Raw genomic sequence first — 22934 nt, forward strand, 5'->3', positions numbered from 1 at the left:
ATTCCCGGAGTGGACGATTATAAAATAAAGAAGACGTGGGAACTGTTGATATATCTTCGGATGAGGCCTTCGACTGCCCGTATAACTGATATAAACAACAACCCACGTCCTTTATTGAAACATACGCATGCCTAAACATGAATGTATATAACAAGGAAAGGAACGTGAGCGTTCTGTTGTCTATTATCCAGTTATACTGAAAGTGTCGAAGTTTCATCTTCAGGATAATATCTTTAAAACGCTTCTCGTTATCAATAAAATGCACTGAACGGCAACGCTTCGCCGGAGTACAAAGGCAAAAGTATACAGAAGGGTTTGGAAATGCAAATAAAAAGGGAAACAAATTAGCGGTAAGTTGATTTTAACCCGTTGACAATGTTTTCATAAAGGTTCTTCTCTGCATTTAACAAGATTTCTAAAAAAGTTTCCCAAAATAAACCCTTCATTCCTTCAGCGTGTTAGATATTATTCTGATTGTCTAATGTTTAACCATGAAGGAATAATGAATAAATAAAGAAAGTCTCTTGTATTTCTGATTTTTTAATACATATTCCTTTCCAATCATATCTGTTTGAAACAATTGATCAAATAACAGATAAGGTTCCACCAGTAAACAAACAATAGGTTACCCTATTACTGTTTATTTCAAAAGTCATTACCATTTTCTTGTTTGTCAACTGTCAAACGCTTGTTCGATAATTATTTTACAAGCGTTTGACAGTTGACAAACAAGCGTTCGATTAATGACAAATAAGAAAGAATAAGGGACAATCGAAGTAAGAGGTCACTGGTTTTGCATTAAGATAAAATATATTTACCGATTATACCGATAGAGGTTCTTCTTCAATGTCAACATAATATCTCTATCAGCAACTTACGTACAAGTGTTGCAAATATAACGCAAACCCGAGAATAAGTATCTACAAGCGACATGATGTAAACACTAAAAATCAAAAGAGAACAGTGGTTTTAACAGATTCTTCGGTTTTATCCTTACCTTTGTAAGAGAGACATTGGATTATTGTATCCGAACAACAATAAGAGAACGATGCAGATACATAAAAAATTCAAATTATAAAACAATTTATTATATTGAATATATGTCAATATGGAGCAGACTCATAGGAATCAAGAAAACTGAGGATATAAACAATATCATCGGTAATAAAACCACATCTGTACCATACGATGCCTCGCGCTATACTATAATAGACATCGAGGTTAGTTTGAAAGGACGTAAAATACATGACATCGGAGCACTTCGCTATGATGGTGCGACCTACCATAAAGCTTCGAAAGAAGAATTATTTGAATTTATTAATGATACAGACTATATCTGCGGCCACAATATCATTCATCATGATGCCAAATATCTGTTCACTGACAAAACATGCCGCTGGATTTTAGTTGATACACTATATGTCTCGCCTTTATTGTTTCCGGAACGCCCTTACCATAGGCTTGTAAAAGATGACAAACTGATGAGTGAACAGATGAACAATCCGGTGAACGACTGTGAAAAAGCAAAAGCGCTGCTGCTAGACGAAATAGCACGCTGGTACTCGTTACCGAACGAAAAGTGCAGGTTGTTTGCGTCACTGCTGAAGGGTAAGAAAGAGTTTGATGGATTTCTCAACATGGTGAATGCGGAGTATATCAACGAGGAAATACCTGAACTTATAAAAAAACTTTATGTAGGAAAGATTTGCCTGCATGCCGACCTCGACAGACTCATCGAGCAATATCCATGCGGATTGGCATACGCCTTGGCTCTGATCGATACTACCGATTATCGTTCCATTACTCCCGGATGGGTACTTCACAATTATCCGGAAGTAGAGTCTATTATAAAACTACTGCGCCACACCAGCTGCCAGGAAGGCTGTGAATACTGTAATACGCAATTGGATGTACTCCAGAACTTAAAAATATTTTTCGGATATAAACAATTCCGGACCTATGAAGGCGAACCCCTACAAGAACAAGCAGCCCAGGCTGCCGTGAAAGGCAAATCGCTGCTGGCGATATTTCCTACCGGTGGCGGCAAATCACTTACCTTCCAATTGCCGGCACTAATGGCAGGACGCTCTGTGCACGGACTTACGGTTGTTATCTCCCCCTTACAGTCGCTAATGAAAGACCAGGTAGACAACCTTGCCGACAGAGGCATTACAGATGTTGTAACCATAAATGGAATGTTAGACCCCATCACAAGAGCATTGTCAATACAAAGAGTACAAGACGGAGAGGCCTCGCTTTTGTATATATCTCCCGAAATGCTTCGCTCAAAAACTATCGAGAAAATATTGATAGCACGCCACGTCGTAAGGTTTGTGATAGACGAAGCGCATTGCTTTTCTTCATGGGGGCAGGATTTCAGGGTTGACTATCTCTACATAGGTAAATTCATCCGAGAATACCAGCAAAAGAAAAAGTGCAAGAATCCAATACCCGTATCCTGCTTTACGGCTACGGCAAAACAGAAAGTAGTACAAGACATCTGCGACTATTTCAAACAAACATTGAACTTAGATTTAGAATTATTCGCATCAACGGCTTCAAGAACAAATCTGCGTTATTCCGTCATACATGCCGATAGTGACAATGATAAATATTTAAAGCTAAGAGAACTTGTGGCTGAATCCGATTGTCCGACCATTGTTTACGTATCACGTACCAAACGAACTAAAGAACTGGCAACCCAATTGACTCGCGACGGTTATAAGGCACTCCCTTTCAATGGTAAAATGGAAGCTGATGAAAAAATCGCCAACCAGGACGCATTCATGAACGACCAAGTACACATTATCGTGGCTACATCCGCTTTTGGCATGGGGGTCGACAAAAAGGATGTCGGTCTTGTGATACATTATGACATTTCCGACTCGCTGGAGAACTACGTTCAAGAAGCAGGTAGAGCCGGTCGTGATCCCAACCTCAGCGCACGTTGCTATGTGCTTTATAGTGATAACGATTTGGACAAACATTTTATACTACTGAACCAAACCAAACTAAGCATCAGTGAAATACAACAGGTATGGAAAGCCGTAAAAGACTTTACCAGGCAACGCGTAAAAGTCAACTGTTCTGCATTGGAAATTGCCCGGCAGGCAGGATGGGACGATTCGGTATCTGATATTGAAACCCGTGTACGAACAGCATTAGCAGCCTTGGAACAAAGTGGATACTTGGTAAGAGGAAGCAATGTACCTCATGTATATGCCACAGGCATCACGGTAAAGAATATGGATGAAGCACGAAAACGCATATCAGCGTCACTACTCTTCGGCAGTGACGAAATAGAAAAGGCAGTCCGAATCATCAAATCATTGATATCCCAAAAACACATTGCCAAAGCCCAGGATTCAGAAGCAGAGTCACGGATTGATTATTTGGCAGACATATTGGGGATAAGCAAAAGGGAAGTAATATCCGTAGTGGGACGAATGCGACAAGAAGGTATATTGGCAGACAGCAAAGACATATCCGCCTATTTGCTGGATGCAGGTGACTCGGAACGAAAGTCGCAAACACTCCTCGAACGTTTTGCAAAACTTGAACAATACATCCTCAGCCATATTCCTGACGACTCTTTGCAAATATCATGCAAGCAACTGAATGACAATGCAGTAAACGACGGGATCAATACATCCAAAGAAAAAGATATTCGGACACTGCTCTATTTCCTCACCGTCAAGGGCTATACCCGCAAGAAAGAGGATGCGGTTCACAATATAGAACTAAGTCTCCTGGCAGACTTAGAAACAACCATCAAGCGTTTTGAAAAACGATTGGAAATAAGTCGTTTCGCCACAGAATGGCTATACAGGCTAGCCTCAGATACGGAAAAGGGAACCTCCAAAACCATTCAGTTCTCTGTAGTAGAACTTCTGAATCGAATAAAATCAACTCCCCAATCCCTTTTCGGCAGACTTGATGACATTCAGTTGGAAGACGTGGAAGAAGCACTTCTGTATTTATCAAAAATCGGTGCGCTAAAACTTGAAGGAGGCTTCCTGGTTCTTTATAACGCCATGAATATCCAAAGAATAAAGGATAACAAATCGAGATACAAGCAGGATGACTACCGGATGCTCAACGAATTCTACAAGCAGAAGATTCAGCAAGTACATATTGTGGGCGAATATGCCAATCTGATGGTGAAGGATTACAACGCAGCCTTACAATATGTTCAAGACTATTTCCAGATGGATTACAGGAAGTTTATCACAAAATACTTCAAAGGGGACAGAGTAAGTGAGATACAACGTAACCTGACACCGCAGAAATACAAGCAGTTGTTCGGGCAGTTATCCAAACGTCAAATGGAGATTATTTCCGATAAGGATTCGCGTTGCATTGTGGTTGCAGCCGGTCCCGGCAGTGGGAAAACACGAGTACTGGTCCACAAACTTGCCTCACTCCTACTACTTGAAGACGTAAAACACGAGCAACTCCTGATGTTGACGTTTTCAAGGGCAGCAGCTACAGAATTCAAGCAGAGACTCATGGAACTGATAGGCAACGCTGCTCATTTTATTGAAATAAAAACATTCCACTCCTATTGTTTTGACCTTTTGGGGCGAATAGGAAATCTTGAAGATGCAAAAAATATCGTTGCAAAAGCAGCCGAGATGATTAGCCAAGGAGAGGTAGAGCCAAACAAAATCGGAAAGACGGTACTGGTCATAGATGAAGCTCAGGATATGGGAGTTGAGGAACATGCACTGGTAAAGGCTCTGATGACCAACAATGAGGAAATGCGTGTGATAGCAGTAGGAGACGATGACCAAAACATCTATGAATTCCGCGGTTCTGATTCCGGCTATATGTACCAGCTAGCACAAGAAAGCGGAAGCAAGTTTGTCGAGATGACCGAGAATTACCGCAGTGCACACCATCCGGTGAATTTTGCCAACGGATTCTTGAGAACTATTGATAAAAGAATAAAAAGTACGCCAATTATCTCCATGAAAAACGAAGAGGGTTGGGTTGAAGTGACACGCCATCAATCAAAGTATATGTATCAGCCACTCGTCGAAAAATTGTGTCAACAGAGAAATAAAGGTACTTCGTGTGTACTCACCCAAACGAACGAAGAGGCTGTTATCTTAATGGCTCTTTTGCGGAAACATGACATAAATAGCAAATTGATACAGTCAATGGACGGTTTGCGTTTTTGGAACATGGCCGAAATGAGGTATTTTTTAAGGTATATAGACAAACGAATAAAAACGCCACTAATTCCAGAAGAATTATGGGAGGAAGCCAAGCATTCTACTACTTCCACTTATGAAAGGAGTTTAAGCTTGGTATATGTGAAGCGTTGCGTGGAGCAGTTTGAGCAAACCAACAAAACTAAATATTTCAGCGACTTCAAAGAGTTTGTATTTGAATCATCCGTAGAAGATTTCTGCGATGTTTCAGGAGCAGACGTTGTGGTATCGACCATTCATAAAGCCAAAGGCAGAGAGTTTGACGACGTGTATATGCTCGTATCAGACAATTATTCAAAAGATGCCCACCTGATGCGTCGGTACTATGTAGGAATAACCCGTGCGAAAAATCGTCTCTTTGTACATACGAACAGCGATTGCTTTAATCATTTAAGTACAGACCGATATTTTGTCGACCAACGACAGTATGACATGCCCGAAGAAATAGTTCTACAACTCTCTCACAAAGATGTCTATCTAGGATTCTTCAAAGAACGGAAACAAGATATTTTAGCATTAAGAGGCGGAGATTGTTTAACTTACAATGATTTCTTTTTGTATAGCTCATTGACCAATAAACCTGTAGCAAGGCTATCATTAAAAATGCAGGATACATTATCAGAGTGGGAAGAAAGAGGTTATAAAGTGAAATCCGCATCTGTACGTTTCATTGTGGCATGGAAGCCCAAAGACGCACAAAAAAATGAATCAGAAACAGCCGTCCTTTTAGCAGATTTGATTCTTTCTCTGTAATTTAAGACACATGAAATTACTACATTTGTGACATCACTCTCCCCCTTATCTATGTCAAACGAGGATACCTTCTACAGATACCCTCGTTTACTTATATACCCTGTTTATTATCTTCCGATAATTCCCAGTTTCGATTCATTGATAAAATCAATGATATGTTGTATTTCATCGCTCATCGGAACCTGATCCTTAATCATCAGTAAAGCATCGAAAATACTTGTATTGCCTTGGTAGATGATACGATAAGCATGGCTGATATGCTTAATGATCTTTTCGCTTACTCCCTGATGTGACAGGATAACGGAGTTAACGCCATAATAAGTAGTCGGCTCCAAAGCAGCCACGATATAAGGAGGAACATCCTTACGGAAGCGGCAACCGGTCTGTGTCATCGACCAGGTTCCGATACGGCTTCCCTGGCTTGCCAACACATTACCTCCGAAGATCGAATAATCTTCAAAGAAACAGTTACCGGAGATCTTACTGCCGTAACCGAATACGCAATGGTTGCCGACATGGGTATCATGCGAAACATGTACGCCTTCGTGCAGAAAACAACCATTACCGATAACCGTTTGTCCTTCCGGATTCGTAGCACGGTTGATCACAACGTTTTCACGGATCACATTGTCATCGCCGATAACAGCCAGCGTAGTGTCACCCTTATATTTGAAATCCTGAGGCTCTGCTGCAATCACTGCCCCGTTGAACACACGATTGTTCTTACCTAAACGTGCACCACTCATGATGCTGGCATGAGGCATGATCACGCAATTATCACCGATCTCGACATTCTTATCGATGTATGCAAACGGATGAACAGTAACGTTCGCTCCTAGTTTGGCACCGGCATCTACATAAGCTAACGGACTAATCATAATAATCTAAGTTTTAATGGTTATTACTCTCTCCCACCACCGACAGCACTGTACAGGTTGATAACAGCCTGCATACGCTGAACGTTGTCGGATACTTCTGTCAATTGTGCACTCAAAAGGCTCTGCTGGGCCGAGAGAATCTCCAGATAAGTGGACTGAGCCGACTGGAACAACGCTTTCGTATATTCTACAGCTTTTTCCAGTTGTGCGATCTGTTCTTTATCCTGAACCAGCATTTTATTGGTTGCATCGTACAGATGCAATGCGTCGCTCACCTCTTTTCCGGCCTGGAGGATAGCCTGCTGATAATTCATCTGAGCGATCTTCTCTTCCGCTTTCGACACTTTCAGGTTAGCCATCAGCTTGCCGTTGTTGAAGATTGGCTGTGCAAGAGATGCCAATGCCTGGAACATGAATTGTCCCGGATTGGAAACTGTAATACCTGAACCATTCGTCCAACCGGCAGTAGCCGTAATATTCAACCCCGGATAGAAAGCAGCACGTGCTTTGTTCGTTGTATAATAAGCGCTTGCAAGCGACATTTCCGCGATCTTCACGTCCGGACGGTTTTCCAGCAATTGCAAAGGTACACCTGCCATCAGTTCATCCGGAATATATTGATCTTCCAGTCTTCCACGCTCGATCTGCTGAGGTGCTTTTGCCAACAGTACCGACAATGAGTTTTCTACTTCACGAACCTGACGTTTCAGGTTAATCAGTGACGAGGATACCTGATGGTATACAGCTTTCATCTGTACAACAGCTGCTTCGGTGGTCATACCAGCCTCCTTCATAGCCTCCATCGCGCGTACATTTTCTTTATAGATATCGACAGTTTCAGTAGTGATTTCTACCTGACGGTCGAGCATCAGCAAAGTAAAATAAGTATTGGCAATACCGCTGATAAGCTGTGAACGTACTGCCTGCTGTGAATACTGGCTTTGCAGATAGATCGTTTTCTGATCACGGCTTGCATTCAGCAGCTTACCGAACAGATCGACTTCCCAGCTTGCTGCAGCCGGTAAGGTATATGCTTGCTTGTAGCCTGTATTTTCCATCTTTGTAATACTTCCTTGAGGAGCCAGATTCAAAGATGGCAGGAAAGACAAACGGGCGGCGGTCAACAGCGCTTTCGACTCTTCCACACGGAGAATTGCAGCCTGCATATCCACATTGTTAGCCAATCCCTCTTCAATCAGAGACTGCAGTTTCGGATCACGGAAAATCTCCTTCCAGGATATATTCCCCATATTGGTCGTATCGGCAATCAGGGTGTCCGTAACCGATACCGGATCACGGTAAATACCGGCAGTCTCTATCGTGTCAGGACGGTCGTATGCTTTGTAAATGTGGCAACTGCTCAGCAGAGCGGTTGCACACATCATATATATAACTTGATTTTTCTTCATTGTCTTCTCACTTATTTTTTAGCGTACTGTTCTATTTCCGTATTCAGATCACTGTTGTCCAAATCTTCCCATTCGATTGGTTTAACCTTTTCCTGCAGGTACTGGAATACTACGAACAGAGCCGGAACGATCAGGATCTGGAAGATCATACCGACAAACATACCGCCGATCGCAGCAGTACCCAGCGTACGGTTACCGTGAGCACCTACACCGAAAGCGAACATCATCGGCAACAAACCGACTACCATCGCCAGTGAGGTCATCAAGATAGGGCGAAGACGGGCTGCAGCTCCCAACACGGCGGCCCAGGTAATGCTCATACCCATACGACGACGGTCGAGAGCGAACTCTACGATCAAGATAGCATTCTTTGCCAACAGCCCCATCAACATGATCAGGGCGATCTGCATATAGATATTATTTGACATCGTACCCAATATCATCTTCAATGCCGGAATGCTGCCTAATGCAGCCCAACCCTGTACGAACAGGAAGCTACCCATCAAACCGAACGGAATGGAAAGCAATACGGCCAACGGCAATACATAACTTTCATACTGTGCACTCAGCAACAAGTAAACGAACACGAAACAGAGCACAAAGATCAGACCGGTCGTACTACCGCTGGTTTCGGCTTCTTCACGTGCCATACCTCCCAGCTCATAACCGAAACCGGCAGGCAGTGTCGTGCTGGCAACTTCTTCAAGGGCCTTCAATGCCTGACCGCTGGTAAATCCTTCAGCCGGGGCAACCATCACTTTCATTGACGTATACATATTGAAACGGCTGATGATATCCGGTCCGTATACTTTCTCAATCGTAATGAACTGAGAGATCGGTGCCATTTCGTTACCGTTACGAACCTTAATATTCTTCAATGATTCCATGTTGGCCCTCAAAGAAGGATCGGCCTGTACCATTACACGGTACATCTTACCGAAACGGTTGAAGTTGGATGCATATAAACCTCCGTAATAACCTTGCAACGTCATAAGGATATCGCTCGGGCTGATACCGACTTTCTTACAAGCTGCCGCATCGATATCGATCATATACTGCGGGAAGTTCGGGTTGAAAGTAGTCTGTGCAGACTTGATCTCCGGACGGGCGGTCAATGCTGCCATATAATCTTTGGAAACGGAGAAGAATCTTTCCAGGCTACCACCTGTCTTATCCTGCATGTTCAACTCGATATCGCTGGATGCCGAATAACCCGGAATCATAGGCGGAGTAAAGAACAATACCTGTGCATCCTTCACTACTTTCTGAGCACGCATAAACAAACTGGCATAAACCACATCCGAACTTTGTGTCATCGAACGTTCATCCCAGTCCTTCAACTTGATGATGAATGAACCGTAAGAAGGTCCCTGACCACCGATAAAGCTGAAGCCGGTAATAGCCGTACGTGATTTAACGGCAGGATCAGAAGCGATCAGGCTGTCAACACGTTGCATGATTTCCTGTGTACGTTCCTGTGAAGTTCCGGGAGGCAGTGTTACAGCTCCCATAATCGTACCCGTATCTTCGTTCGGTACCATACCGGTCGGTGTTACCTGCATGAAAAATACCAACAAAGCAACAGAAGCGATAACCGTTCCGAAAGCAAGCCATTTCTTTTGAATAAAAAACAGGACACGCTTCTTATAACTCTTCAGCAATGAATCGTAAGCAACATTGAAAGAGGTATGGAACCGGGAAACGAATGTCGTTTTCTTCTCTGCGTGTTCATCATCATCATGAGGTTTCAGGAAAATGGCACACAACGCCGGACTCAACGTTAAGGCATTCAATGCAGACAGACCGATCGCAATAGCCATTGTTACACCGAACTGACGGTAGAACACCCCGGCCGTACCTCCCATAAAACTTACGGGGATAAATACGGACATCATCACCAGTGTAATAGAAACGATAGCACCGCCAAGTTCACTCATCGCATCGATAGAGGCTTGTTTAGCCGATTTGTATCCTTGGTCCAACTTGGCATGGACCCCCTCGACGACGACTATGGCATCGTCGACCACAATCGCAATGGCAAGCACCATCGCACAAAGTGTCAGCAAGTTAATACTGAACCCGATCAAGGATAACAAAAAGAAGGTACCGATCAAGGCCACCGGAATGGCAATGGCAGGAATTAATGTGGAACGCATATCCTGCAGGAAGATATAAACCACGATAAATACCAGAATAAATGCCTCGATCAATGTCTTCAATACTTCATGGATAGAAGCATACAAAAAGTCGTTGGCATTCATGGAAACTTCAACCTTCATGCCCGGCGGCATTGTCTTTTCTGACTTATCCAGCAATTCCAGGATGTTATTGATAGTCTCTGTCGCATTCGTTCCGGGCATCTGGTAAACGATACAGGCAACGGCATTATGTCCGTTTACTTTATTGACGAAGTTATAGGTCAAACGCCCTAATTCGATGTCAGCTATATCTTTCAGGCGCAGAACTTCACCGTCAGCCAATGCCTTCACAACAATATTTTCAAATTCTTCCGCAGTCTGCAAACGACCTTTGTAACGGATCGTATACTGGAAAGTCTGGTTACCCTGTTCACCGAAAGAACCTGGAGCTGCTTCCACGTTCTGCTCTGCCAAAACATTGGAGACATCGTTCGGAACCAGTTTGTATTGTGCCATCACATCCGGCTTCAACCAGATACGCATAGAATAGTCGGTACCCAACACGTTCGCATCACCTACCCCCGGCACACGCTGTACTTCAGGGATCAGGTTGATCTTTGCATAGTTTTCGAGGAACTTCTGGTCGTAACGGTCTTCCGCATCATATACGGCGAAAACCACCAGCATGGAGTTCTGGCGTTTCTGAGTTGTCACACCGACCTTTGTTACTTCGGCCGGCAACAGACCTTGAGCCATAGACACACGATTCTGAACGTTTACCGCAGCCATATCCGGGTCTGTACCTTGTTTGAAATATATGGAGATATCGGCAGAACCGTTATTCGAAGCATTGGAGGTCATATACATCATGTTCTCCACCCCGTTTATCTGGTCTTCCAAAGGTGCAATCACACTATTCAATACAGTCTGCGCATTGGCACCTGTATAAGTGGCTCTTACCGACACGGTAGGAGGTGCAATATCCGGATACTGGGTAACAGGCAATGTGAGCAAGCCTAATATACCCAGGATGACAATTACGATGGAAATCACCGTAGAAAGCACCGGACGGTTAATAAATCTATCTAATTTCATATTTTACTTTTTTATATACGAAAGCAATCAGGCGGAAACCCGATCCACTCTATACCTTTAATTAATTAAAAGCTGTTTTTAAATTTCCTTCATTCTGATCTTTCATCGCCTGCTGAAATTTTGCATCTTGTTCAGCTTTGGTGATCGGCGTGATTTCCTGACCGTCATGCAAGCTCTGAACACCTTCGATAACGATCTTATCGCCACCTTTCAGACCTTTGGTTACAAGATAAGTCTGTCCGTCGCTTAAAGGAGATATCTGAATTTCCGTATTCTTAATCGTATTATCCGATTGCAGTACATATACAAATTTCTTGTCCTGAATTTCAACCGTAGCAGATTGCGGGATCATAATAATACCGTCCATGGTATATGGGAATATAACATTACCTGTACCACCGCTTCTCAGGATTTTTTTGTCGTTGGGAAATACGGCACGCATGCTTACCGAACCGGTAGACTGGTCGATCACACCGCTGACAGCATCGATCTTCCCTTTTTCTTCCAACATAGTTCCGTCTGCCAGTTGTAATTGAACGGCCGGCATCTTATCCAATTGTTCCTTCAAAGTGCCGCCAGCCTTCGTCAGCTGCAACAATTCTTTTTCCGTCATGGAGAAATAAACATATACCTCTCCGATCTCCGAAACTGTCGTCATCGGACTGGAGATAGACGGACTGACTAAACTTCCGATACGATACGGGAAAGTTCCGACTACACCGTTGGAAGGACTTTTCACGGTACAAAAATCCAGATTTTGTTTTGCACTTACCATAGATGCCTTCGATTGTGCCAAAGTAGCTCTGGCTGATGCCAACTGGTTGACAGCAGTCTGATACTCAAAAGAACTGATAATAGCCTTATCATATAACTCTTTCTTATTCTTCTCGGTCAATTCCAACGTACTGACATTCGCCTGTGCCATCTCGACCGCAGCTTTCGCCTGGTTATAGGCGGCTTTATACTGAGTCGGATCGATTTCAAACAAGGGCTGGTTTTTACGAACTGTCGCCCCTTCATCAACACATAACTTAACAATAAACCCTGATACCTGCGGTCGGATTTCGATATCCTGCGTACCTCTGATGGTAGCCGGATAAGAGGTTGTCTGATCGGAAGAAGAAGAATTAACGGTCAATACAGCATATTCGCTGTCGCCTAACTTCATCCCCCCCTGGCTGTTTCCACAGGCGGTTAATAAAGACACTCCCACTGCAAATAACGCAATTTGCCTTAATTGGGTAATAGTAGTTCTCAACATTTGTTTATTCATAATTATAATTTAATATATTTCTGCCTATTAATAGTTTCATACTTTTTATTTGAAGGCTTGTATTATCAGGCTCGACAACAGGGGACTTATATCCTAAAAAACGTACAAATGTAAAATCTTTTTATTGTACTTTTCCCGTTTATACATTCTTTTATACTTAAAAATAGCTTTATTTATATGTAGAGATCAAACAGATAGCCAATATTTTGACGGATCGAAAGTAAATTAGTCCAAATTTGCATATATTCTTAACAGGAGGTTTGCTTATTCAATAATTTAGTTTAAATTTACAGCTATCTATAAACTAAATTAATCTACAATCTGATGGGACCAAAGTTTTCAATTTCAGAAGTATGTAGCACTTCTTGGCAAAGGCTCAAAGCTCAGATATGGGTTTTGTCCGGATTATTGATCGGTATGACCATAATTTCTTTCACCTTGAGTGCATTTGCCATGCCTATGCAGAAATCTGTCGTAGGTACGATCGTTATTAATCTGATTAGTTGCATTATCTCTTGTATTTTTGCCCTGGGATACATGAAAAACATATTCCAGGCTCTGGACGGAGAAGAACCGCAGTTTTCAGCTTACGGACAACAAGCTCGTAAAATCATCACTTACTTTGTAGCTAATCTTTTTATGGGGATCATCGTTTTATTCGGTATTTGCCTGTTCGTTATCCCGGGTTTATATCTGGCCATACGGCTACAGTTCTTCACCGCTTTCATTGTTGAAGAGGACGCGGGAATCATGGAATCACTGAAACGCAGTTGGGAAATAACCCGCGGACAAGGGATGCCGTTGTTCCTGCTTATGCTGGCTATGATCGGTTTCATCCTATTGGGACTGATCATACTGGGGATAGGTATTTTTGTAGCAATACCTTTTATATATATGATGTATGGCTATGTTTTCCGTAAATTAAATGCACCTTTGCAGATTATTGAAGAAGTATAAATAACAGAATGGCCCTATGGGGAAGACGTATAGAATTAAGGATATAGCAGAACTGTCCGGTGTATCTACCGGAACAGTCGACCGTATATTGCACAACCGCGGTAAAGTATCGGAAGAAGCACAGAAGAAAGTTGAAAAAGTGTTGAAGGAGATAGACTATCATCCGAATCTGATAGCCCGTTCACTGGCACTCAAGAAGAAATATAAATTCATCACATTGATACCTTCTTTTGCCCAGGGAGAATACTGGGGTAAACTGTCTGAAGGGATCAATAAGGCAGAACAGGAGTTGTTCAGCTATAATGTCGAAGTCGACCGGATGTACTTTAACCAGTATGACAAAGGCAGTTTCGACAATCTGATACCCAAAATAGCAGAAGCGGATTGTCAGGGAGTGATCATTGCTACTCTTTTCAAGGAGAGTGTCATTCAGCTCACCCAACAACTCGATAAACTGGAGATCCCTTACGTACTGATCGATGCCTTTATCGAAAACACAAACTGCATTGCTTATTACGGTACAAACTCCTATGATTCCGGATATATTGCCGGACGGTTGCTTTTTGAACAGATACATCCGGAAGATAACATTGCCATTTTCCGCTTTATCCGCAAAGGGGATATGCATTCAACGCAAGTGATGAAACGTGAAGAAGGCTTCCGGGATTACTTGTACGGACACGATTTTCTAGGGAAAATATATCCGGTACACATCCATGCCGATGATTCACAGGAAAACAAAGAGATACTCGACTCTTTCTTCGCGACACATGAAGAAATCAAGGCCGGAATCATCTTTAATTCCAGGGCGCATGTATTGGGAGATTATTTCCAACACCAGGATACTGACAGACATTTCAAACTGATCGGTTATGATGTGATCGATTCAAACCTGAGCCATCTGAACAATGGGTATATCACTCACCTGATAGCCCAGCGTCCGGAAGTCCAGGGATTCAATTGTGTTCGTGCATTATTCCGTCACCTGGTACTGAAAGAAAAAATCGAACAAATCAACTATATGCCTATTGATATACTTATCAAAGAGAACATTAAGTATTACAACAACTATATTTAAAGGCATAAATTAATTATTTTTCTTCGATATTTTTTTTGTTTGACAAATAAATAGCATACATTTGCACCCGATGTGTGCTCGCGCACATGTTGGATATAAAATGAAAATATCACAATAAAAAATCATATATAAAATGGCTAATTTATTTTGTATTAAAGACAGAGTTGTCATTATTACCGGTGGAGCCGGTATCTTGGGTAGCGGAATCGCCGGTCACCTGGCTGAAGAAGGTGCAAAAGTTGTAATCCTCGACCGAGCTGTGGAAGCCGGTGAAAAGATCGTTGCCGATATCAAAGCAAAAGGCGGCGAAGCCAGTTTCTTCCTGACTGATGTGCTGAATAAAGAAACACTTGAACAGAATAAAAAAGATATCCTTGCTAAATACGGTCGTATCGATGCTTTGTTGAACGCTGCCGGTGGTAATATGGCCGGTGCAACAATCGGTCCGGACAGCAATATCTTCGACCTGCAGGTCGATGCTTTCAAGAAAGTCGTGGATTTGAACCTGTTCGGAACCGTACTTCCTACAATGGTATTTGCAGAAGTAATGGCACAGCAAAAAGAAGGTGCTATCGTAAACTTCTCTTCCGAATCTGCTCTCCGTCCGTTGACACGTGTTGTCGGATATGGTGCTGCCAAAGCCGCGATCTCCAACCTGACAAAATATATGGCTGGTGAACTGGCTATCAAATTCGGCGAAGGCCTGCGTGTCAATGCAATCGCTCCGGGATTCTTCCTGACAGAACAAAACAGAACCTTGATGACTAATCCGGACGGTTCTTATACGGAACGTGCCAAATCAGTTATTGCGCATACACCGTTCAGACGTTTGGGTACACCGGATGAATTATTCGGAACAATCCAGTATTTAATCAGTGACGCATCCAAATTCGTAACCGGAACAATTGCGATTGTAGACGGTGGATTCGATGCATTCTCAATCTAAAATAATATGCCAATAAGTAATTTGCCAATATGCCAATTATTTTAGCATATAACGCAGCCAATTGGCATATTGGCACATTGATAAATTAATAAATTATTTCCTATGTATTTATGCGAACAAACCTGGCGTTGGTACGGGCCGAATGATCCCGTCAGCCTTTGGGATATCAAACAGGCCGGAGCTACCGGTATCGTAAATGCCTTGCATCATATTCCCAATGGGGAAGTATGGACAGTGGAAGAGATCATGAAACGGAAAGAATTGATCGAAGCTGTTGGTCTGAAATGGTCTGTTGTAGAGAGTGTTCCTGTTCATGAACACATAAAAACACAAACAGGCGATTTCCAGAAATACATCGATAATTATAAAGAAAGTTTGCGTAACCTGGGCAAATGCGGGATCAACGTCGTTACATACAATTTTATGCCTGTACTTGACTGGACACGTACCGACCTGGCTTATACAATGCCGGATGGTTCCAAAGCGCTTCGCTTCGAACGTGCAGCTTTCGTTGCATTCGATCTTTTCATTCTGAAACGTCCGGGAGCTGAAAACGACTACTCGGATGAAGAAAAAGCAAAAGCGAAAGCCCGTTTCGATATCATGACAGAAGATGATCGTCAGTTGCTTACCCGCAATATGATTGCCGGACTGCCCGGATCAGAAGAAAGTTTCACAGTAGAACAATTCCAGGAAGCATTGGATCGCTATAAGGATATCGATGCAGAGAAACTGCGTGCCAACCTGATCTATTTCCTAAGAGAAATTGCTCCGGTAGCCGACGAAGCCGGTGTTAAGCTGGTGATCCACCCGGATGATCCTCCCTATTCTATTCTTGGTTTACCACGTATCCTAAGTACGGAAGAGGATTTCAAAAAACTGATCGAAGCCGTGCCTAATAAAAGCAATGGTTTGTGCCTGTGCACCGGTTCATTCGGTGTTCGCAGCGATAATGACCTCGCTGGAATTATGGAACGTTATGGTGATCGTATCGATTTTGTTCACTTCCGTAGTACGCAGCGCGATGCAGAAGGAAACTTCTACGAAGCAAACCATCTGGAAGGCGATGTCGATATGTATGGTGTAATGAAAGCCCTGCTTGAATTGCAACAAAGACGCGGCTGTTCGATCGCTATGCGCCCGGACCATGGCCATCAGATGATCGACGACTTGAAAAAGAAAACGAATCCCGGTTATTCCTGCATCGGCCGTCTGAGAGGTTTGGCTGAACTTCGCGGTCTGGAGATGGGTATTGCCAAGTCTCTTTTCAAGGAATAACAAAGACTGATATTTCATTTCTTATTGATTTATAAAGGAAAAGGTGTTCAATTTCGGTTGGCACCTTTTCCTGTTTTATCACTTACCGGGCTCACTCCCATGCCATTGAAAAGCATAAAGAAATGAAAAAGAACTATAAAGTATTCCGGATTAGGCTTTTAGACTGGATTGTTTTTCCTATTTTTGTCCAGCTAAAAAATATTATTTATAATGCCTAAGATCTATAGTTACATATTATCATTAATTATACTCATAACACTAACTACCTGCTCAACGGTACTATCAGTGCAAACGCCACCCTCAGTATCCGATCAGGAAATCGTGATGTCTCCCCCGGCTACCGAAGTTCCGCTGCCCAAAATCGATTACATATTTCTTCCCCCGACACCTGAACTAGAAAAAACAGAATATGCCCGTAAAGATATTACGGAAAACTTTTCCCCGCGGGAAAAAGCAGATATAGCAGTACCCGATCCTAAACTACTGGCTGATGAAAATTCGCTGGTTATCGATTTAGCTCTCATGACTGGAGATGATTATGCATTTCCGTTACCCGGGGCAAAAGTCATTTCACCTTATGCTGGCCGCAGAAGACATCATTCCGGAGTTGACTTGAAAACATGTGCCAACGATACGATTGTCGCAGCATTCGACGGTATTGTCCGTATGGCTAAACCTTATGCTGCTTATGGAAATGTTGTGGTTATCCGCCATTATAACGGACTGGAAACGGTCTATAGCCACAATTCAAAGAATCTTGTAAAAGTCGGCGAACGTGTAAAGGCTGGCGATCCTGTAGGATTAACAGGGCGGACCGGAAGAGCAACTACCGAGCATCTTCATTTTGAAGTACGTATCAACGGACAACACTTCAACCCTAACAAAGTGTTCGATATGGAAAAGCATAAATTGCAAAATACTTGCCTCGTTGCTACTAAAACAGGAAGAAATATAGCCGTAAAAGCGATTGATATACTTCCTCACCAGCAAGAAAGCGAATATCGATATTCTTATGCAGGCGTTCCGGTCCCGGACAAGAATAATAAAAAAATAGACTTATAACAATTACAGCATAGAAACAAAAAAAGCTTGCAATCACAATGATTACAAGCTTTTTTTGTGGAGCTGGAGAGATTCGAACTCTCGTCCAAACGAGGAACTAATCTGCTTTCTACATGTTTATCTTCGCCTTCGATTGTCGAGATCAAGCAAGACCGAAGCCACCCACTTAATCCTTATCCTCTAAATTTTCGCCTGAGACCCGAGGCTCATTTCAGACTATCTCCGATATTGCTGCACCACCTGATCGGAAAGCTTCGGAGCAACAGCATCCGGGTGATGTCACGTCCCCACAACTTTTGCAGGGATTAAGCTTGAATCTACTATACTTCGATTAAGCAGCGAGAGCGTAATTATTTTCGCCAGTTAATTGTTCGTTGTCTGAGATTTAAGTGCAAGCCAACCACGCACTACATGCTTACAAACCACTTCTGCCCGCTGTCAAAACCGGTCAGCCCCATGATTTGTGAGTACAAAGATACGAAGAATCTCCGTATCTCCGTACTCTGTTTAGTTTTTTTATTCTATTACGCCAATTTCACGGAACCAGTCTTCAGCTCTGTCAGGCCATTCATTGACTGCTGCCCCGGTATCTCGCAGACCATAACCATGTCCGCCTTTACTATACAAATGCATCCAGGCAGGCACACCTGCTTCTTTCAAGGCATAATAATAGAAAAGGCTGCTGTTAATATATGACTTATCGTCTTCTGCCTGAATCAACATAGTCGGAGGTGTAGCCGGAGTTACCTTGATCTCCGATGCCAACTGGAAGTTTTCACCATCCAGGTAAGCAGGATATACCAACAGGCAAAAATCCGGACGACAGCTAACCTTATCTGCTGCATCGACTGCCGGATAGGTTCTTTTTTCAAAGTTATTGCTAACCATAGCAGAAAGATGTCCCCCTGCAGAAAAGCCCATTACGCCAATACGCAGCGGATCCACATTCATCTCTTCTGCATGAGCTCTGACATAACCGATCGCACGTTGCAAATCCTGTAACGGAGCTTCATGTTTCTCACGACCTTCCCGGCGCGGAACACGATACTTAACCAATACCGCTGTTATTCCCAGGTTATTCAACCATTCACAAACTTCATCTCCTTCCAGGTCGTAAGCCAGAATATTGTAGCCGCCACCAGGGCATACAACCATTGCCGCACCTGTAGCCACTTCATCGGGAGCCGGATAAACCGTAATTGTCGGTTCGCTCACATTAGTTACGCGCAGAACAGTTTCACCACCGGTTTTTCCTCCGTCGGTATCAGCCTTTTCTATCAGCTTGGTAGTCTCACCCGGTGCTCCTTTCGGAAACAACAGGATCGGATTATCTTGTGCCATAACTGAACCTATTAAACAACTTGCCCCAACAAGCAGGAGCATACATTTTCTGATCATACACTACACTGTTTAAAGAATTTATAAGAACCATTATTTTTGAGGGAAATTCGGACTATATAGCACTGTCTTCTCCAATGTCATTAACTTGCCATCTTTCACAAACTCATCTCCCCGTTCCGAAAGATGTTTAACCATTTCTTCACGGAGTTCTTTCAATTGTTTACCATATTTGGAGTTCGCAGAGCAATCGACCAGTTCACCCGGATCTTTTACCAGGTCAAACAATTGTTCTTTTCCATTATGGAGGTTCCACACATATTTCAGTTTACCATCCGTCAAGGCACACCAATAATTGTCAGCACTGTAACAGGTCGCATGTTCCATATCGATATATTTACGCCATTCATTACCATGTCCCTGTACGAGTTTCAGTAACGAGCTACCATCCATATCAGGAGGAACTGCACCACCAGCCAGATCAATAAAAGTTGGAAGGAAGTCACGCAGTTCAACTGGCTGCTCGATCTTCGTTCCGGCAGGCACAGATTTCTCCACATATGAGGGCCATTTTACAATATACGGAATATGGGCAGAACCTTCATACGGATAAGTTTTTCTCCAATGATAATGGTCGCCCAGCATATCACCGTGATCAGCCGTGAAACAGATTACTGCATCATCATACATTCCTTTTTCTTTCAATGCAGTAATAATCTGCCCTATCTGATCGTCAATGAAAGTAATATTGGCATAATAATGCTTTCTGGAATTAACCGCATATTCATCTCCAAAATTACCAAAAGGAGCATCAGAAGCTGCCTTCTCAGGATCAAGACGCTCTGCATACTGCCCACACCAGTCTCCGATAAACGGCTTAGGTATATCTGCATTCTTATACATATCCAGATAACGCTTAGGAGGATCATAAGGACTATGCGGACGAGCAAAAGAAACCTTCAGGAATAAAGGTTTATCATTATCATAATTACGAATCAGTTCACAAGCTGTCTGCCCGGTCCATGTTGTCGGATGCAGGCGTTCATCCAACTTATAAATGCCGGCTCCATGATCATTCCAGCCAATTCCCGTCAGGTCAGGATTCTTGCCCGGAGCATTCAACTGAAACCATTCCCGATAATCGCTGATAAAATCTTTTGATTCAACTCTACCACTTTCATCAATCAATGTGGCATGAAAACCATGAAGAGCTTTCTGTGGGAACCAATGCATCTTTCCAATGCCGAATGTAAAATAACCCAGATTACGCAACATCTGAGGCATTTCATATTTATATTGTTCAGCCATTCTGCCATAGCCTAACATTCCATGATGCCAGGGAGACAAACCGGTCAACAAACCGGCACGTCCGGGCGTACTACTGGGAGCTGAAGAATAGCCGTTTACAAACAATGTTCCCTCTGCAGCCAGTTTATCCAGATTAGGAGAGATTACAGCTTTATTTCCCATGCAGCCTAATGCATCTCCACGATGCTGGTCAGTCATAATAAATATGACATGAGGTTTCTTCTTTATTTCCCTTTGTTCATTATTCTGTTCACTTAAGGAAGAAACGGCAGATTGGGCAGAATGATTGAATCCAACTCCTGCACCTGCTAATAGTGACGATTTAAGAAAGGCTCTTCTTTTCATTATATGTTTTTCTATAAATACTGATTTAGATAGCGAAGATAAATATCTTATTTGATTCATGCAATTAGAAGAGAGTTAATATTCTCGGGGAGAATAAAACAAAAAAAGGAGTCCACTCTTTCGAATGAACTCCTTTCTGTCTTTCAGCTTTCGCCTGAATAAAACGGCGGCTATCTACTCTCCCACTTTTACGCAGTACCATCGACGTGGTTGGGCTTAACTTCTCTGTTCGGAATGGGAAGAGGTGGATCCCCAACGCTATAACCACCTTAATACCTTTTAAGATGTTTGACTTTGGACAACGTTACTTTAACGTAACCATAGAGCGAATCAATAATTGTCAATTCTCAATTGTCAATTTTCAATTCTTCAGATATATCAACCCTTTCTCCCGGAAAAAGAAAGTCTCGGGCTATTAGTACTACTCGGCTTCGACATTACTGCCCTTACACCTGTAGCCTATCAACGTCGTAGTCTACGACGACCCTTGAGGGATATCTAATCTTGAGGCTGGCTTCGTACTTAGATGCTTTCAGCACTTATCCAATCCAGACTTAGCTACCCGGCGGTGCACCTGGCGGTACAACCGGTAAACCAGGGGTCTGTCCAACACGGTCCTCTCGTACTAGTGTCAGAGCCTCTCAAATATCCTACGCCCACGATAGATAGAGACCGAACTGTCTCACGACGTTCTGAACCCAGCTCGCGTGCCACTTTAATGGGCGAACAGCCCAACCCTTGGGACCTTCTCCAGCCCCAGGATGTGACGAGCCGACATCGAGGTGCCAAACCGCTCCGTCGATATGAGCTCTTGGGAGCGATCAGCCTGTTATCCCCGGAGTACCTTTTATCCTTTGAGCGATGGCCCTTCCATGCGGAACCACCGGATCACTATGCTCTAGTTTCCTACCTGATCGAGTTGTATCTCTCCCAGTCAAGCACCCTTATGCCATTACACTCTACGACCGGTTACCAATCGGTCTGAGGGTACCTTTAGAAGCCTCCGTTACTCTTTTGGAGGCGACCACCCCAGTCAAACTACCCACCATACAGTGTCCTCGCTTCCGCGAGTTAGAACTCAAACAACCAAAGGGCCGTATTTCAACGACGGCTCCACAAATACTGGCGTACCTGCTTCATAGCCTCCGGCCTATCCTACACATTAGTTGCCCAAATTCAATGTAAAGCTATAGTAAAGGTTCACGGGGTCTTTTCGTCCCATCGCGGGTAATCGGCATCTTCACCGATACTACAATTTCACCGAGCTCACGGTTGAGACAGTGTCCAGATCATTACACCATTCGTGCAGGTCGGAACTTACCCGACAAGGAATTTCGCTACCTTAGGACCGTTATAGTTACGGCCGCCGTTTACTGGGGCTTCAATTCAAAGCTTCTCTTGCGATGACTTCTCCTCTTAACCTTCCAGCACCGGGCAGGTGTCAGGCTGTATACTTCATATTTCTATTTCGCACAGCCATGTGTTTTTGTTAAACAGTTGCCTGGACCTATTCTCTGCGCCCTACCTTTCAGTAGGGACCCTTTATCCCGAAGTTACAGGGTCAATTTGCCTAGTTCCTTAACCGTGAATCACTCGAGCGCCTCAGTATTCTCAACCCAACTACGTGTGTCCGTTTACGGTACGGGTACTTTATGAATATGCTTAGCGGATTTTCTAGGGAGCCTGATTACGTCCATATTGCCTTGTACAAGTACGCGGCATACTGTCAGGTTCGACTCTCATGGCGGATTTGCCTACCACGATCCACGTCTACACCCTTTAACCATCTATTCCGTCAGATGGCAGGACTGTCACTTCTCCGTCTCCACATCGCTCCATAAAGTAGTATGGGAATATTAA

General features: G+C 43.2%; 12 protein-coding genes, 2 rRNA genes and 1 other RNA gene (1 of these 15 running past the window's edge). 6 read left to right on the top strand and 9 right to left on the bottom strand.

Annotated features, from left to right (window positions below):
• Nucleotides 1-1100 precede the first annotated feature (1100 nt).
• Nucleotides 1101-5969, top strand: a complete 4869-nt coding sequence (locus DXD68_RS20880) for a RecQ family ATP-dependent DNA helicase (protein ID WP_122363422.1) — start codon at nt 1101-1103, stop codon at nt 5967-5969.
• A gap of 107 nt (nt 5970-6076) precedes the next feature.
• Here the strand turns inward: DXD68_RS20880 and lpxA are convergent, their stop codons facing one another.
• From lpxA to DXD68_RS20900, 4 genes are all read right to left on the bottom strand, one after another.
• Nucleotides 6077-6847, bottom strand: a complete 771-nt coding sequence (lpxA, locus tag DXD68_RS20885; protein WP_122363423.1) for an acyl-ACP--UDP-N-acetylglucosamine O-acyltransferase — start codon at nt 6845-6847, stop codon at nt 6077-6079.
• A gap of 23 nt (nt 6848-6870) precedes the next feature.
• Complete coding sequence (locus DXD68_RS20890) at nt 6871-8256, bottom strand: TolC family protein (RefSeq protein WP_199715789.1); 1386 nt, start codon at nt 8254-8256, stop codon at nt 6871-6873.
• An 11-nt stretch (nt 8257-8267) separates the two neighbouring features.
• Nucleotides 8268-11489: an efflux RND transporter permease subunit gene (locus DXD68_RS20895; RefSeq protein WP_122363424.1), complete on the bottom strand. Its 3222-nt coding sequence runs from the start codon at nt 11487-11489 to the stop codon at nt 8268-8270.
• Nucleotides 11490-11550: 61 nt separating this feature from the next.
• Nucleotides 11551-12762 (bottom strand): efflux RND transporter periplasmic adaptor subunit, encoded by a 1212-nt coding sequence (locus tag DXD68_RS20900; protein WP_122363425.1) that lies wholly within the window; start codon nt 12760-12762, stop codon nt 11551-11553.
• A gap of 324 nt (nt 12763-13086) precedes the next feature.
• Between DXD68_RS20900 and DXD68_RS20905 the strand changes: the two genes are divergently transcribed.
• The 5 genes from DXD68_RS20905 (at nt 13087) to DXD68_RS20925 (ending at nt 18083) form a co-directional block, all read left to right on the top strand.
• Complete coding sequence (locus DXD68_RS20905; RefSeq protein ID WP_122363426.1) at nt 13087-13719, top strand: glycerophosphoryl diester phosphodiesterase membrane domain-containing protein; 633 nt, start codon at nt 13087-13089, stop codon at nt 13717-13719.
• A gap of 16 nt (nt 13720-13735) precedes the next feature.
• Complete coding sequence (locus tag DXD68_RS20910; protein WP_122363427.1) at nt 13736-14797, top strand: LacI family DNA-binding transcriptional regulator; 1062 nt, start codon at nt 13736-13738, stop codon at nt 14795-14797.
• 133 nt (nt 14798-14930) lie between these two features.
• Entirely contained in the window at nt 14931-15743 is an 813-nt protein-coding gene (locus DXD68_RS20915) for an SDR family oxidoreductase (protein ID WP_122363428.1), read from the top strand.
• 102 nt (nt 15744-15845) lie between these two features.
• Nucleotides 15846-17021, top strand: coding sequence for a mannonate dehydratase (uxuA, locus tag DXD68_RS20920; protein ID WP_122363429.1), 1176 nt, complete (start codon nt 15846-15848; stop codon nt 17019-17021).
• Nucleotides 17022-17228: 207 nt separating this feature from the next.
• Nucleotides 17229-18083: a M23 family metallopeptidase gene (locus DXD68_RS20925; RefSeq protein ID WP_410510737.1), complete on the top strand. Its 855-nt coding sequence runs from the start codon at nt 17229-17231 to the stop codon at nt 18081-18083.
• Between the two features lie 55 nt (nt 18084-18138).
• On the opposite strand, the gene ssrA is transcribed toward DXD68_RS20925, so the two are convergent.
• From ssrA to DXD68_RS24355, 5 genes are all read right to left on the bottom strand, one after another.
• Nucleotides 18139-18539, bottom strand: a transfer-messenger RNA (tmRNA) gene (gene ssrA / locus DXD68_RS20930).
• A gap of 60 nt (nt 18540-18599) precedes the next feature.
• Nucleotides 18600-19481: an alpha/beta hydrolase gene (locus DXD68_RS20935; protein ID WP_122363431.1), complete on the bottom strand. Its 882-nt coding sequence runs from the start codon at nt 19479-19481 to the stop codon at nt 18600-18602.
• A gap of 33 nt (nt 19482-19514) precedes the next feature.
• Nucleotides 19515-21074 carry an arylsulfatase gene (locus DXD68_RS20940; RefSeq protein ID WP_122363432.1) on the bottom strand — a complete coding sequence of 520 codons (1560 nt, stop codon included), beginning with the start codon at nt 21072-21074 and terminating at the stop codon, nt 19515-19517.
• A gap of 161 nt (nt 21075-21235) precedes the next feature.
• Nucleotides 21236-21346 (bottom strand): 5S ribosomal RNA (gene rrf / locus DXD68_RS20945).
• A gap of 124 nt (nt 21347-21470) precedes the next feature.
• A 23S ribosomal RNA gene (locus DXD68_RS24355) occupies nt 21471-22934 on the bottom strand; it runs 1949 nt beyond the window's last position.

It is taken from the genome of Parabacteroides sp. TM07-1AC (genome assembly GCF_003480915.1).
In the GTDB taxonomy this organism is placed as follows: domain Bacteria; phylum Bacteroidota; class Bacteroidia; order Bacteroidales; family Tannerellaceae; genus Parabacteroides; species Parabacteroides chongii.